This is a genomic window from Streptomyces sp. NPDC001348 (genome assembly GCF_053597535.1).
Genome location: NZ_JBSFIK010000006.1, coordinates 118514 through 131889 on the forward strand (window position 1 = coordinate 118514; position 13376 = coordinate 131889).

The 13376-nt window shown below is 70.8% G+C and carries 17 protein-coding genes and 2 pseudogenes; 6 read left to right on the forward strand and 13 right to left on the reverse strand.

All coding sequences use genetic code 11. The features are described 5' to 3' along the window. Nucleotides 1–181: 181 nt before the first annotated feature. Nucleotides 182–1111: a PhzF family phenazine biosynthesis protein gene (locus tag ACWC21_RS08755; RefSeq protein WP_450879552.1), complete on the reverse strand. Its 930-nt coding sequence runs from the start codon at nucleotides 1109–1111 to the stop codon at nucleotides 182–184. A gap of 188 nt (nucleotides 1112–1299) precedes the next feature. Then, on the reverse strand, nucleotides 1300–1593 hold the full coding sequence (locus ACWC21_RS08760) for a DUF1330 domain-containing protein (RefSeq protein ID WP_450879554.1): 294 nt from the start codon (nucleotides 1591–1593) through the stop codon (nucleotides 1300–1302). A 207-nt stretch (nucleotides 1594–1800) separates the two neighbouring features. On the opposite strand from ACWC21_RS08760, the pseudogene ACWC21_RS08765 reads away from it, so the two are divergent. Then, nucleotides 1801–1902 (forward strand): annotated as a pseudogene (locus ACWC21_RS08765) (IS5/IS1182 family transposase); the annotation flags it as partial. A gap of 107 nt (nucleotides 1903–2009) precedes the next feature. Here the strand turns inward: ACWC21_RS08765 and ACWC21_RS08770 are convergent. Continuing rightward, a complete protein-coding gene (locus ACWC21_RS08770) occupies nucleotides 2010–2801 on the reverse strand; it encodes a class I SAM-dependent methyltransferase (protein WP_450879556.1) in 792 nt (263 codons plus the stop codon). A gap of 34 nt (nucleotides 2802–2835) precedes the next feature. Further along, the gene (locus ACWC21_RS08775; protein ID WP_450879558.1) at nucleotides 2836–3249 is read right to left on the reverse strand and encodes a hypothetical protein; all 414 of its coding nucleotides are present in this window, start codon (nucleotides 3247–3249) and stop codon (nucleotides 2836–2838) included. Between ACWC21_RS08775 and ACWC21_RS08780 the strand changes: the two are divergent. Beyond that, nucleotides 3208–3411, forward strand: a pseudogene (locus tag ACWC21_RS08780) (PadR family transcriptional regulator); the annotation flags it as partial. The gene ACWC21_RS08775 and the pseudogene ACWC21_RS08780 overlap by 42 nt on opposite strands. 49 nt (nucleotides 3412–3460) lie before the next feature. Here the strand turns inward: ACWC21_RS08780 and ACWC21_RS08785 are convergent. Together ACWC21_RS08785 and ACWC21_RS08790 are read right to left on the reverse strand one after the other, a co-directional pair. Next, the gene (locus tag ACWC21_RS08785; RefSeq protein ID WP_450879560.1) at nucleotides 3461–3901 is read right to left on the reverse strand and encodes a tetratricopeptide repeat protein; all 441 of its coding nucleotides are present in this window, start codon (nucleotides 3899–3901) and stop codon (nucleotides 3461–3463) included. Between the two features lie 209 nt (nucleotides 3902–4110). Beyond that, nucleotides 4111–4608 (reverse strand): ATP-binding protein, encoded by a 498-nt coding sequence (locus tag ACWC21_RS08790; protein WP_450879562.1) that lies wholly within the window; start codon nucleotides 4606–4608, stop codon nucleotides 4111–4113. A 153-nt stretch (nucleotides 4609–4761) separates the two neighbouring features. Here ACWC21_RS08790 and ACWC21_RS08795 point away from each other — a divergent pair, with 153 nt between their 5' ends. After that, nucleotides 4762–5127: an STAS domain-containing protein gene (locus tag ACWC21_RS08795; RefSeq protein ID WP_450879564.1), complete on the forward strand. Its 366-nt coding sequence runs from the start codon at nucleotides 4762–4764 to the stop codon at nucleotides 5125–5127. A gap of 57 nt (nucleotides 5128–5184) precedes the next feature. Here ACWC21_RS08795 and ACWC21_RS08800 read toward each other — a convergent pair whose 3' ends face one another. The 6 genes from ACWC21_RS08800 to ACWC21_RS08825 all read right to left on the reverse strand — a co-directional run bounded on the left by ACWC21_RS08800 (nucleotide 5185) and on the right by ACWC21_RS08825 (nucleotide 9788). After that, nucleotides 5185–5532 (reverse strand): STAS domain-containing protein, encoded by a 348-nt coding sequence (locus ACWC21_RS08800; protein ID WP_450879566.1) that lies wholly within the window; start codon nucleotides 5530–5532, stop codon nucleotides 5185–5187. A gap of 283 nt (nucleotides 5533–5815) precedes the next feature. Continuing rightward, complete coding sequence (locus ACWC21_RS08805; RefSeq protein WP_450879568.1) at nucleotides 5816–6157, reverse strand: STAS domain-containing protein; 342 nt, start codon at nucleotides 6155–6157, stop codon at nucleotides 5816–5818. Then, a complete protein-coding gene (locus tag ACWC21_RS08810) occupies nucleotides 6154–7494 on the reverse strand; it encodes a PP2C family protein-serine/threonine phosphatase (protein WP_450879570.1) in 1341 nt (446 codons plus the stop codon). The genes ACWC21_RS08805 and ACWC21_RS08810 overlap by 4 nt, the downstream gene beginning before the upstream one ends. Then, on the reverse strand, nucleotides 7494–8297 hold the full coding sequence (locus ACWC21_RS08815) for an alpha/beta fold hydrolase (protein WP_450879572.1): 804 nt from the start codon (nucleotides 8295–8297) through the stop codon (nucleotides 7494–7496). Before ACWC21_RS08815 ends, ACWC21_RS08810 begins: the two co-directional genes overlap by 1 nt. A 43-nt stretch (nucleotides 8298–8340) precedes the next feature. After that, nucleotides 8341–8751 (reverse strand): (R)-mandelonitrile lyase, encoded by a 411-nt coding sequence (locus ACWC21_RS08820; RefSeq protein ID WP_450879574.1) that lies wholly within the window; start codon nucleotides 8749–8751, stop codon nucleotides 8341–8343. 20 nt (nucleotides 8752–8771) lie between these two features. Continuing rightward, nucleotides 8772–9788 carry a zinc-dependent alcohol dehydrogenase family protein gene (locus ACWC21_RS08825; protein ID WP_450879576.1) on the reverse strand — a complete coding sequence of 339 codons (1017 nt, stop codon included), beginning with the start codon at nucleotides 9786–9788 and terminating at the stop codon, nucleotides 8772–8774. Nucleotides 9789–10044: 256 nt separating this feature from the next. On the opposite strand from ACWC21_RS08825, the gene ACWC21_RS08830 reads away from it, so the two are divergent. Both ACWC21_RS08830 and ACWC21_RS08835 read left to right on the forward strand, forming a co-directional pair. Next, on the forward strand, nucleotides 10045–10929 hold the full coding sequence (locus ACWC21_RS08830) for a helix-turn-helix transcriptional regulator (protein WP_450879578.1): 885 nt from the start codon (nucleotides 10045–10047) through the stop codon (nucleotides 10927–10929). A gap of 71 nt (nucleotides 10930–11000) precedes the next feature. Continuing rightward, nucleotides 11001–11729: an SDR family NAD(P)-dependent oxidoreductase gene (locus ACWC21_RS08835; RefSeq protein ID WP_450879580.1), complete on the forward strand. Its 729-nt coding sequence runs from the start codon at nucleotides 11001–11003 to the stop codon at nucleotides 11727–11729. 161 nt (nucleotides 11730–11890) lie between these two features. On the opposite strand, the gene ACWC21_RS08840 is transcribed toward ACWC21_RS08835, so the two are convergent. Then, nucleotides 11891–12643, reverse strand: a complete 753-nt coding sequence (locus ACWC21_RS08840; protein ID WP_450879582.1) for a helix-turn-helix transcriptional regulator — start codon at nucleotides 12641–12643, stop codon at nucleotides 11891–11893. 122 nt (nucleotides 12644–12765) lie between these two features. Here ACWC21_RS08840 and ACWC21_RS08845 point away from each other — a divergent pair, with 122 nt between their 5' ends. After that, on the forward strand, nucleotides 12766–13314 hold the full coding sequence (locus ACWC21_RS08845) for a DUF2231 domain-containing protein (RefSeq protein WP_450879584.1): 549 nt from the start codon (nucleotides 12766–12768) through the stop codon (nucleotides 13312–13314). The last annotated feature ends 62 nt before the right edge of the window (nucleotides 13315–13376 follow it).

The following is a 13376-nucleotide window of genomic DNA, read 5'->3' on the forward strand; positions in this document are numbered from 1 at the left end:
CCCGGGTCCGGATGATGTTCTCGTCCGCGTCCGAGCGGCGGCTTCCGACGCGCTGGACTGGAAGCGCAACGGCGAGATGAACCGGTGGACCTTTCGTACGAGCAGGCCGCCGCCCTGCCGACCATGGGCGTGACCGCCCACCAGGCCACGGCGGAAATCCGGCCCGGGCAGGCGGTCTTCGTCAACGGATGCCTGGGCGGGGTGGGCCGGGCCGCCGCCAGGACACGCCCTGGTCGTCGCCTCCGTGTCCGTCGCGGACCACCGCCAACCCGCCGACCCGGGTCGTGATGCCCGCCGGCCCGCGTCGGGCCGAAGCGAGCACGCTGGCCGGTCGACCGAGGGTGTCACCCTGCTCCACCTCGATCGCGACCGCCTGCACCCCTGTCGTGTCGAGCAGGTGCGCGGCCAGGCAGCCGGTGCTGTTGGCGTTGGCGACGTCCTCGTCGACACCGATCGCCGGCGCGAACATGCGCGCCGCACCCGGTCGGTCGCCCACCGGCGGTACGTACACGAAACAGCCGAGGAGCCCGTACCGCCGGCACGCCGCTGTCAGCCTACCGAGGTGTGGGCAGACTCGGAGCAGCGCCGACCGGTCGTGGACCGGTACCAGCATGCGTGCTGCGCCGGGCGCGGCGATCCGTGGCACGTCGGTGGGATGCGGATCGTCCGCGGAGAGCCCGAGCGCGGCGACGATCGCGGCGCGCTCCTCCGGTGCCGGGTGACGCAACGTCACGAGGCCCTGGTCGAACCACACCTCGATGCCGGTGGGGCGGCGGATCGCGAAGGTGTCGAACGTGCGCCCGCCTGTGTGTTGGCGGTCGTTCAGCTCGCCCAGCGCGGTGCGGGTCAACCGGACGGCCTGCGCGGCAACGGTACCGTGGCCGCAACCGGACAGTTCGGCGGTGGCGGTGAAGAACCGGACCGGCCAGCCACCGTCCGGCGTCCGCCCCGGGCCGAGGAACGCCGCGTGCGAGGTGCCGGCCGCAGCAGCGACCGCACGCCGGTCCGCGTCCGCCGCCGCCGGGTCGTCGGCGGCGACGGCCGTGGGGCTGCCGCCCCGGCCGTCACGCCGCACACACGCATCGACCACCGTGACATCCGGCCAGGACATAGGCCCACCTTTGACGCTCGACGAACCGGCAACCGCGAACGGCGTCCGCCGTGAGCCGGGGCCGGCCGCAACGGCCGACCGAACGCGCCCCGAGCGTACCGGCCTGCCCCGGCCGGTGCCGTCCTGCACCGGACAGTGGATGACGACCGCTCCGCCGGTGCCGTGGCCCACCGGTGCTCCCCAACCGGTCAGTCGATCCCTTCGATGATGCGGAAGTCGCGCTCGAAGCCGTCGGGAAGGGCCACCAGCGCCTTCTGGTACGCCTCGCTCTCGTATGCCGCGACGGCCTGTTCAAAGCTGTCGAACTCGATCACTACGACACGTTGCGTGATTCCGGCCTCGTGGGCGACGACTCGACCGTCACGGGACAGGGTGCGCCCGCCCGCAGCCCGGACAGCCGGGCCCGCCAGCTTGAAGTAGGCGGTCAGCCTCTCGGGGTCGGAAATGGCGGGGTAGACACTGACCCAGTAGCCGTTGGCCACGGAAAGCCTCCTGTGTTCGGCCGGACACGTCCGACTGCGCATGGACACTCAGATCGCTCGATCCCGGCGGCGGCCCAGGGGGCCGAGGTTCTCAGATGTCTCCGTCGAGGTCATGCCTCGATCCTTGCCGTTCGAGCCGGCCTCGGCCATGGCCTGAAGGACAGCCTCCGACACATTCTCGCCATATGCCGGTGCGGCTTCGCCAAGGCCGTCCACCGGCGCCGCAACCTCGTCGAGCACTGCTTCAACAAGCTCAAGCACAACAAGGCCCTGGCCACCCGCTACGACAAACGAGCCCGCCACTACCAACACTGGTCGTGGGCGCCGGGAGGCCAGGGCGGCCAGCCCCCGTGCGGAGCGCGGCAGCCGACGACGCCGGGGCGCTGCCCATCGGTGGGCGCCGAACGCCGAACGGACTACCGAGTGCCTGTCCGATCATCCGATTGTTGGACTGTCCGTGGGGGATGGGGAGATAGCTGAGGCGGCGGACGTCGGGCCACGAAGACGAACTCCTTCCCCGGTCGGTCAGGCGCATCGCGAACGTCCTCCACCACGTAGCCGTGGGTGACCAAGTCCCGCTCGACCTCCTCCCGCTCGCGGAAACGCAGCGTCGAATCCGACGTCAGCGTCTGTCCGTCCGCGGCGAACACGAAGGTCCAGCGGAAGGTGACCAGCGGCAGGCTCGTCCGGACCGGCTCGACCCAGCTCTCGACGGAGCCGGCACCTGGGACATCCGTCACGCGGTGGGACCTCTCACGGGTCCACTCCTCCCAGGCGCGTCGGGCCGGATCTCGGGTCTCGAAGACGAGATGTCCACCGGGACGCAGTGCTTCGTAGGCTCCCCGCAGCGTCTTTTGCCACGCAAGAGGATCAGCGATGGCCTGGGCGACATTCGCTGTCATCGTCACGAGGTCGACCTGCAGCGGCGGCAGGTCCGCGGCGTCACCGCAGATCCAACGCACGTGCTCACTGCCTGGCTTGGCCCGTGCGACGTCGATGGACGCCGAGGCGGGATCGACACCGACGACCGAGATCCCACGGCGGGCCAGGAGAAGTGCGAACACTCCCGTACCGCAGCCGATGTCCAGCACTCGGTGCGCCCCGAGGCCTTCCGCCATCCGGAGATAGGCGTCGAGATCGCTGCGATCAGGGTCGAGAGCATCGTGGATCGCGGCGAGCCGGGCGTGCCCGAAGCATTCGTCAGCCATGCCGGAGAACGTAGGCGGAGCCGGACCCGGGTGGCTACTTGGTTTCGCCGCCCCACAGCGGCGACGCCTCCCCGGCCTCAGCCGACCCGCGCCGACGAAACCCCGGCCGGCTCCTTGCTCCGGGCCCGCCCAGCACCACCACGAGGGCCGCGCACTGCACAGCCATGGCGAGCGCCAACGCCAGGCGTACGCCGGGCAGACCGAGGCCGGACAGGCCGTGGACCAGGGGTAGTTGGACGGCGGTGCCGAGCACGGTGATCCTGAACAGGGGTGCCGCTCCCCCGCTGCCTTCGAAGACGCCGCCGAGCGCGATGAAACAGGCCATCAGCAACAGGTAGGGGCCGCTGCAACGCAGGAACAGCACGCCCTGGTGGGCGACGTCCGGTCCGGCGCCGAACACGGCCATGATCCAGGCCGCTTCAACACGGTCCCGGCCTTCCTCCGGCACCTGGACGATCCCACCGAGCAGGCCGCCGTACTGCGTTGCCGACTGGACTTCCTGGAGACCCCGTCGAGCTTCTTCTACCGGGCGGGCCGGCCGGTGCCCGCGGAGAAGGCCGGGGACCTGTTCCGGGAAGGCATGCTGCGCGTCGCCCGGGCCGTCGGCGCACGGATCGCCGGCCCCCTCCCGATCGTGCCGGGAGCGGGGCCGGCTGCCGTCAGTCCATTCGGTCGTCGTCCGGGAACTCGCCCACGAACGCACCCGCCATGCGCAGCCAGGGCTCCGCCTCGCGATGGCGGCCCTGCCGTTGCAGGGTGCGGCCCAGCATCAGGTGGGCGTAGTGCTCCACCGGATCGCGCTCCACGATCTCGCGCAACTGCTCCTCGGCGCGCCGCAGTTGTGCGGAGTGGTAGTAGGCGCGGGCCAGCAGCAGCCGGGGGCCGGACTGCTCCGGGGCCTCCTCGACGACTGCGGCGAGCAGCTTCGCGGCGCCGATGTATTCCCTGGCCTCGAACAGCAACCGCGCCCGTTCCCAGCGTTCGGCGGTGGTCTCCTCATGCGTGGCTGCGACGCCGTTGTCGAACAGGTGCAGAGCGCTCGCCCATCGGTCGGGCGCGACTCCACCGGTCGCCGGGTACGTGTTGAAGCCGTCGGTCATCGTTCCCGCCACCTCTATTTCGTTTATTTTTCAACCATCCGCTTGCAACACGCCCTCCCCCATCACTATTCCGCTTCGGCCGGTCCCGCGACGGCAGCGATCCCTGTCGCCCGCCGCGTGGGACAGGGGACGGGGAACGTCGCCGCCGACGTCGTGGATCGCACCGCTCTTCGTGCTGAGGCCCGTCCACTCGCCGAACGGCGGTGTCCTCACGGGTGCCGACGACCAGGTCCGGCGATGTCCTCGTCGGGTGCGTGCAGGGCGATGCGGGCGGTGATGCGCTTGCCCACCGGTTCCCGCACCACCTCGAACCCCTGGGTGACGGCCATCACGATCTCCAGACCGTGCTGTCCCACCCGGTCCGGGTCCGCCGTCCGCGCCACCGGCAGCGCCGGATCGCCGTCCCACACCGTCACCTCGACCAGATCCCCGACGATCCCCAGCTCCATCAGCACCGGTCCCGGCGCGTACTTGCGGGCGTTGGTCACCAGCTCGCTCACCACCAGCCGGGTCAGATCCATGGCACGGGCCGACACCGGCAGCCCCTGCTCCGCCTGGACCCGGGCCAGGAACCGGGCGGCCATCCGACGGGCCTCGGCGATGCAGCCGCCGTCGCCCTCCAGAGCCACCGCGGTCCGGACCGGCTCAGCCTCCGGCGTGGCGCCGTCCTCACTCACAGGCACTGCTTCCACAAAGGCCGCCCTCATCCTTCACCCCCGGCATCTACCCGCCGGCTCATACCCCACGCCTGTCCGGCCCGCCCGACCAGACCCGCACAGGCCCTTTCGACCCCGTAGTATGCGGGTCAGCCTGCCGGGAGAACCGGACCGTAAGTATCTCCGACAGTGCCGAGGGGAAGCGTGGCGGACTCCGACAAAGCGTACGAGCCCTACCGTCTGTCGGTCGTGTCCACCGTCACCGACGGCATTCGCGTGCTGACCGTGGCCGGCGAAATCGACCACGACACCGCCCAGCCCCTCCGCCAGGCCCTGGACCTCTCCGGCCTGGGTTCCCCGCCACGTGTCGTGATCGACATGCGGCAGGTCACCTTCATGGACTCCGCCGGCATCAACCTGCTCGTCACCGCCCGCCGGGCCACGACCGGGCAGCACGGCTGGCTGCGCCTGGCAGGCGCACCCGAATCCGTCATGCGTACCCTGCGCATCGTGGAACTCGACACGATCATCGACTGCTACCCCACCCTGCGCGACGCCCTCCAGCCCTGAGCACCCCGCCCCTGTCATGGGCACCGTGGTCGCAGCGAGCCGGGAAGCGCGGTCCGGTCAGCCTGTGGGCAGGGGGAGACCGACTGCGGCGCCGCCGGAACCCGTGGTCAGCAGGTCGTAGGTCTCGGTCAGGTGCAGCAGACGTGCCGGCTGGTGCCGGAGGCCGGTGACAAGGAGCCGGCCTCCTTCGGCCAGCAGACGCCGGCGCAGCTGCAGCAGCAGGTTCAGGCCGCTGGAGTCCATGAAAGGTACGCCGGACACGTCCACCTGCAGCGTCTTCCCGCCGAGCGGTACGGCGAGCGTGGCCCGTACGAGTTCGGGGCAGGCGCCGAGGTCTATCTCTCCGGCTACGGTGATCACGGTGCGTTCGGCGTACTGCTGTGTGAGCACGGCGAAGTCGGTCATGGTTCGCCCCTCGATTCCGGGGTCGAGCCCATAACGCCCCGTGGCCTGAGGCATCAAGCGCGTGGCGAGGGCCACGCATGGTCGAGCAAGCCACCCGTACCGCGTCCCGGCCACCGATGTGGCCCGAGGGCGGCGCGGGGCCTCTCACAGAACCAGGCTGGTCAGCTGTCAGCGTCCCACAGGACAGGCGGTTTGTCCCAACTCCGCACCACAGTCACCGTGCCCGCCGTGGTCGGGGCCGTCCCGAGCAGCCGGCCGGTGGGTGTCGCCGGCCGATGAGCTGTCAGGTCACGGGCGCAGGCGGCTCACGGCCGTCGCGCAGGGTGAAGATCTGGTCGAGGCCGACCATGGTGAGAACCCGCAGGAGGGTGGGCGGAACAGCGGTCAGAACGATGTCCGCGTCGGCGGCCTGGGCGTGCTGGCGTGCCGCGAGCAGGGCGGTGATGCCGCTGGAGTCGCAGAACTCCAGACCGGACAGATCGAGGGTCAGCACCTGGCCGGGCTCCAGTGCGAGGGACTCGGCCTGATGCCGTAGCGCGGCGGCCTGCTCGTAGTCGAGTTCGCCGGCCACCCGCAGGACGGGGCCGTCGGCGGCATCGTGGTGGGTGATGTGCAGCGGGGTCATCGTGGGTGCTTCGTTGCCGGGCGGTTGTCGGACCGAGTTGCGGGGATACCGAGGGCGAGCAGAGCGGTGTCGTCGTTGAGTCCGGCGCCGAAGCCTTCCAGCAGCTCCGTCAGTGCGGTGATCACCGCTTGGGGGGCGGCGGGCGCCTGGGCGGCGGCGAAGGCGAGCAGAGCCTCTTCGCCGAAGAGGCTGTCGCGGGTCGGGCCGGTACGGGCTTCGGTGAGGCCGTCGCTGTAGAGCAGCAGGGTGTCGCCGGGAGCCAGGGTGGTTGTGGCCGTGGCGATCGGGGCTTTGGGCAGGGCACCGATGAGCAGGCCCCCGGGGGTGGGCAGGAAGTGGGCCCGGCCGTCGGCCCGGATGACGAGCGCCGGGGGATGGCCGCCGGAGCCGAGCCGGACCGTCATGCTGCCGTCGGCGCCGGGTTCCAGTACGCCGAATACGCAGGTGCAGTAACGCGGGTTGCCGCCCGCCGTGTACCGCTCGTGCAGGACCGCGTTCAGCGTGGTCAGCGCGGCGTCCGGCTCGGGGTCGTGGTGGGCGGCGGCACGCAGGGTGTAGCGGGTCAGCGAGGTCAGGGCGGCGGCCTGGGGGCCCTTGCCGCATACGTCACCGAGGAAGAAGGCCCAGCGGTCGCCGTTGACGGGGAACAGGTCGTAGAAGTCGCCGCCGAGTTGGTCGGGAGAGGCCGCGTGATAGTAGACGGCCGTTTCCAGCCCGGGCAGCGTCGGCAGGGTGTCGGGCAGGAGGGACTTCTGCAGTACGGCGAGCGCGTCGGCCAGTCGTTCCCGGTCGGCCTCGGCCTGCCGGCGGGCCTGCTCCGCCTCCGCGTGTGCCCGTTCGGCATCGGCGCGGGCCCGTTCGGCGTCCTGGCGGCGGCGGAGCAGTTCCTCCTCGTACGCGCGCCGGTCGGCGGCGTCGAACACGGTGGTGCGGATGAGCAGGGGCTCGCCTTCGCCGCCGTACTTGACCACGGAGGAGACCAGCACCGGCAACCGGCCGCCCCGGGCTTGCTTCATCTCCAGGGCGATGCCGCGCAGTTCGCCCTGCATGCGCAGCAGTGGCGCGAAGTGCGTCTCGTGGTAGAGCCTCCCGCCGACGGTCAGCAGATCCACGAAGCGCTTGCGCCCCACCACGGCCGGGCGTTCCAGGCCCAGCCAGTTCAGCAGCGTGGTGTTGATCTTGGCGATGGTGCCGTCCATGAGTGTGGACAGGTAGCCGCAGGGGGCGGATTCGTACAGATCCTCGACGCTGTCCTCCAACAGTGCGGTGAAAGCCGCGTCCGTGTCCTCGTCGTCGCCTGTCTCGGGCGGCTCGGGTACGCCGTCCGTGCGGCACATCACGACCGGCTCTGCAGGAAACCGAGGATCGCCTCGACGGTGGCTTCCGGGGCGCTCAACTGGGGGCAGTGCCCGGTGGCGTCGAGGGTGACCAGGCGGGAGGAGGGGATCGCGGCGTGTACGTAGGCGCCGACCGCACGCGGCGCGATGGCGTCCTGGGCACATTCCAGTACCAGCGTCGGCACGTCCACGCTCTTCAGATCGTCGCGGCTGTCGGACAGGAAGGTGGTGCGGGCGAAGACGCGGGCGATGTCCGGGTCGGTGGCGCAGAAGCTGTTGGTCAGCTCCTGCCCGAGCTCCGGCCGTTCCGGGTTGCCCATGATCACCGGGGCCATGGCGGAGGACCAGCCCAGGTAGTTCGACTCCAGGGAGGCCAGCAGCTCGTCGATGTCCTCCGCGCTGAAGCCGCCGTGGTAGCCGTCGTCGTCGATGTAGCACGGGGAGGGCGCCACCATCACCAGGGACCCGATCCGCTCCGGCGCGGCCTGCGCCGCCAGCACTCCGATCATGGCGCTGACCGAGTGCCCCACGAACACCGCCCGCTCGAGGTCCAGCGCCGCGCAGACCTCGGTCACGTCCCGGGCGTAGCCGTCGAGCGAGGAGTACCGCTCCTCGCTCCAGGCCGATAGGTCGGACCCGCCGGAGCCGACGTAGTCGAACAGCACCACCCGGTACCGCTCGGCCAGCGCCGGCACGATCAGGCGCCACATGTTCTGATCACAGCCGAACCCGTGCGCCAGAACCAGCACCGGCGCGTCGGTGGGACCGGTGACCGTCACATTGTTCCTCCGGCGAACATCCATGCGGGACATCCTCTCACCTGCCCCGAGGAGCTCGAGAGGGTGGTCATTCGACGGCCGGGGCGGCGGCGTACTCCTCGTCGGTGACGGGGGTCAGCCAGTGCACGACGTCGTGGTCGGTGTCGCTCTCGTTGATGGCCAGGTGGACCATCAGCCGGTTCGGTGCGGCGCCGTGCCAGTGCTCCTCGTCGGCCTCGAACAGGACGCGGTCACCGGGACGGATGACCTCGACCGGTCCGCCCCGGCGCTGGCACAGGCCGACCCCCTCGGTGACGAAGACGGTCTGGCTCAGCGGGTGGCGGTGCCAGTGGGTGCGCGCGCCGGGCATGAAATGCACCAGGTTGGCGGTGACGCGGGAGGGCTCGGGCGCGGCGGCGACGGCGTCGATGAAGACGTCGCCGGTGAACCAGTCGGCAGGGCCCTTGACGGTGTCGATCGAGCTCCGGGTGATCTGCAAGGTCGTTCGCTCCTCTGCGGTCAGGGCTTCAGGAGTGCCTTGATGGCGCGGCGCTCGTCCATCGCCTTGTAGCCCTCGGCGACCTGCTCCAGGGGCAGAGTGAGGTCGAAGACCTTGCCGGGGTCGATGCGACCGGTCAGGACGCGGTCGATCAGGTCGGGCAGGTAGCGGCGCACGGGAGCGGGGCCGCCGCGCAGGCCGACGTGGGAGAAGAACAGCTCCTGACCGTCGACCTGCACCTCGTGGGGGACACCGACGAAGCCGACGCCGCCGCCCGGGCGTGCCGCCTGCAGAGCCTGCCGCATGGCCTGGGCGGTACCGACGCATTCCAGCACCGCATCGGCACCTATCCCGTCAGTGAGGTCCTTGATCCGCGCGACACCCTCGTCGCCGCGCTCGGTGACGATGTGGGTGGCACCGAACTCCTGGGCGAGCTTCTGGCGGCTCTCGTGGCGGCTCATGACGATGATCCGCTCCGCACCCCTCTCCTTCGCCGCGATCACCGCGCACAGCCCGACCGCTCCGTCACCGACCACCACGGCGGTGGAGCCGGGCTCGACATCGGCGGCCTCGGCGGCCCACCAACCGGTGCCCATCACGTCGGAGACGGCCAGCAGGCCCGGCCAGAACTCCTCGCCCGGCACCTCCTCGGTGGCGACCAGCGTGCCCTGGGCATTGGGTATGCGGACGTATTCGGCCTGGCAGGTGCTCATGAACTCGCGGCTCAGGCAGTTGGACTGGAAGCCGTGGCGGCAGTTGGCGCAGGTGTTGTCCGAGGTGGCGAACGAGCCGACGACGAACTGACCGGGCTCGACCGCGGTGACCTCGGCTCCCACCTCCTCCACGAAGCCCACGTACTCGTGGCCCATCGGGTGAGCCCCGTCGGTCGAGTCCAGGCCACGGTAGGGCCACAGGTCGGAGCCGCATACACAGGTGACCGCCGTACGGATGATCGCGTCGGTCGGCTTGAGGATCCTCGGGTCGTCCAGGGTCTCGAAACGCACATCGCCGGGGGCGTGGATCACTGCTCCGCGCATGAGGGAAGTCCTTACGTGCTGAGGGGCGGGCCGCTTGTGCCCGTGTGCGGTTGCGTGCCGGGCGGGCAAGGGCGACGCCGCTGCCGCCGTCCTTGCCTCCCGGGCGGGCACGACCGGCGTGGGGCGACATTGCGCCGCGGCCGAGAAGTGCCACACCTCTTCAGGTAACCGGTTTTCCGCCCGGGCAACGAGTTACCGGTGAAAGGTGTACCGCCAGTACATCCCTCCGGCGCCGGGCAGGCCGTACGGTCGAGGTGTGGACAACCGTGACGAGGTCCGCGAGTTCCTCACCTCGCGGCGAGCGAAGATCACTCCGGAGCGGGCCGGGCTGCCTGCCGGTTCCCGGCGACGCGTGCCCGGTTTGCGCAGGAGCGAGGTGGCGGCGCTGGCCGACATGAGCGTCGAGTACTACGCGAAGCTGGAGCGGGGCAATCTCGCGGGCGTCTCCCCGTCCGTGCTCGAGGCCGTCGCCCGGGCGCTGCAGCTGGACGACGCCGAACGCGCCTATCTGCTTCATCTGGCCCAGGCCGCCGACGGCTCCGACGCCCTCACCCGCCCCCGGCGCCGTACCACGCCGCACTGGACACCGCATCGCAGTCTGCAGTGGACCCTGGACGCGATCACCGCGGGGCCCGCCTTCGTCCGCAACGGCCGGCTGGATCTGCTCGCCGCCAACCAGCTCGCCCGCGCCTTCTACGCCGACGTCTACGCCGGCCGCCACCACGCGAATCTCGCCCGCTTCAACTTCCTCGACCCCGCCGCCCGCCGCTTCTACCCCGACTGGGAGCTCTTCGCCGACATGACGGTGGCCATCCTGCGCACGGAGGCCGGCCGCAACCCCCACGACAAGGACCTGCACGATCTCGTCGGCGAACTGTCCACCCGGAGCGAGGAATTCCGTAGCCGCTGGGGTTCCCACAACGTCCGTCACCACGGAACCGGCGTCAAACGGTTCCGCCACCCGGCCGTCGGTGACCTCACCCTCGCCTTCGAGGGCCTGGAGATGGCCGCCGAACCCGGTCTCACCCTGACCGTCTACACCGCTGAACCCGGATCGCCCTCCGAGGAGGGACTGCGCCTGCTGGCCTCCTTGGCGGCCACCGAGGAGGCCGGTTCACCCGCGCGGCATTCCACCGGCTGAAGGACTTCAGGAGAAGATCACGTGCGAGGAGAAGCCATGCGCGCCGACGGCGCCCCATCGGGGGCGTCCTCTTGAGCCGCATCCTGGTCACAGGTTCCGCCGACGGCCTCGGACGTGCCGCGGCGCGGTCACTGCTGTCCGCGGGCCACGAGGTCGTGGTGCACGCCCGGAACCAGCAGCGCGCGGCGGCCCTTGCCCCGCTTGCCGACCGTGGAGCAGACATCGTCGTGGGCGACTTCGCCCAGCGTGACGCCGTACGACGCCTCGCCGCCGAGCTGAGTGGCGCGGGGCCGCTCGACGCGGTCATCCACAACGCCGGCGTGTGGAGCGGGCCCGCGGTCATGCCGGTCAACGTCGTCGCGCCGTACCTGCTCACGGCCCTGCTGCGGGGGCCGCGGCGGCTGGTGTACCTGAGCAGCAGCTCACACTTCGACGGACGTCCCTCGCTCGACGGTGTCGACTGGCGGGGCCGCAGCGCGGGGTCGTACTCCGACAGCAAGCTGTTCGTGACGGCCCTCGCGGCCGCGGTGGCGCGACTGCGCCCCGGTGTGCTGAGCAACGCGGTGGACCCGGGCTGGGTGCCGACCAGGATGGGCGGCCCCAACGCACCGGACGACCTGGAACTGGGCCACGAGACCCAGGAGTGGCTGGCCTCCGGCCACGACCGCCAGGCCCTGACGACCGGCGGGTACTGGTATCACCGCCGACTGCTGCGACCGCACCGCGCCGTCCACGACGAGGCGTTCCAGGACCGTCTTCTGCGGACGCTGGCCGAGGAGACGGGCACCGCGCTCGACTGATCACGGGGGCACGAGCAGTGCGTCAGTCCGCGTCGTGCGTCGGCCTCCGTCGAGCGTGCTCCCGTTGAGGATCGGGTCGATGCCGGCGCGGAACTCGACCCGGTCGTCGTGCTCGCGCAGTCGGGCGGCGTCGTCTCGGGGGGGCGCCGGTCATCGGCCCCTCAGCCTTCCGCCGCCGCGTGCCCGTCGTGGTCGGTGGCGCCGGGGGCGAGCAGAACGCAGCATTCGCCCGGCTGGGGAGCCAGGACGGCCTCGACTCCGTTGACCCCGAGGCCGTCGAGGTAGCCGCAGAGGAAGGCACGGTTCATGCCGCACACCAGGTCGGGGGCCTTCGCCGCCAGCGGGTGGAACGGGCAGTTGCGCAGCCGGAGCCGGGTCGGGGTCTCCCGGACGGGTTCGTAGCCGTACCGGTCCAGAAGCCGCTCGCAGGTGGTCAGCCCGCGCTCGGGACCCAGGCGGCCCGGGCGGATCTCCTCCCGGGCCGCCTCGCCCATCCGCCGGCCGCGCTGTTCGGCGGTCCGCACCGCTGCCTGCGCGGCGCTCTCATCGGCCCCCTCGGTCAGGACTGCGTCCAGGAGAAGGTCCGCCAGCAGTTCGTGACGCCGGTCGGGGATGCTCACGGTGATCTGGGCGTCGGTGGGTTCGTAGACCTTCGGCTGTCTGCCCACCTTGCGGATCCCGCCGGGCGTGCCGTAGCGAGCGTGCAGCAGGCCGGCGTCGACGAGTTTCTCGAGATGGAAGGCGGCGAGTTTGCGGGATATGCCGACGCTGGCGGCCGCCTCGTCCCGGGTGACGGCACGCCGCGCACGCCGGATGAAGAGGAACATGCGCCGCCGGGAGTCCTCGCTCAGGACGCTCACGGAGTCGATGGCGGTGTCGGCCGCGTCGGCATGCGGTGTCGGGTCGGAAGCCACCCGCACACAGTAACTCCCACCAGCGTGGGCACAAGCGTTCCCGCGCACGCATTCTCCTGGTTGTCTTGACGTCCCCCATGAATAAGACCAAGATTTGTTGGTGAAACAAGTGGGAGGTTGCGATGACCGATGAGTCACGGCTCCAGGCGAAGCGCCCGGTCAGCGCCTCGCTCGCCGGCCCGTACGGGCACCCGTTCCACCCGATCCTGGTGACCGTGCCGATCGGCGCCTGGGTGACCAGCCTGGTGTTCGACATCGCTTCCCATGTCGTGCACCGCCCGGGGTTCCTGACCCAGAGCTCGGAGTGGTTGATCGCGGTAGGTGTGATCGGAGCCCTGCTGGCGGCCATGGTCGGGTTCCTCGACCTCTTCGCGATTCCCAGCGGCACACCGGCCTTTCGAACCGCACTGGTGCACATGACGCTGAACCTGTTGGTGACCACCGCCTACGTGATCAACTTCCTGTGGCGCCACAGCAGCTACGGCTCCGGCGGCAGCGTCGGCCCCGGCCCGCTCGTCCTGTCCGCGGTCAGCGTGGCGGCCCTGGGCGTCTCGGGATTCCTCGGTGGCAAGCTCGCCTACCGCTACGGCGTACGGGTTGCCGACGAGAACACCCAGGCCGAGGGCTACACGCCCGACCGCAGCGAGCGGGACTCCCGCTCGACCGTGTGACCCGTACCGGGCACCCTCCACGGCGGCCGGTGCCGTCCGGCCGCCTTCGACACCTTCGCACT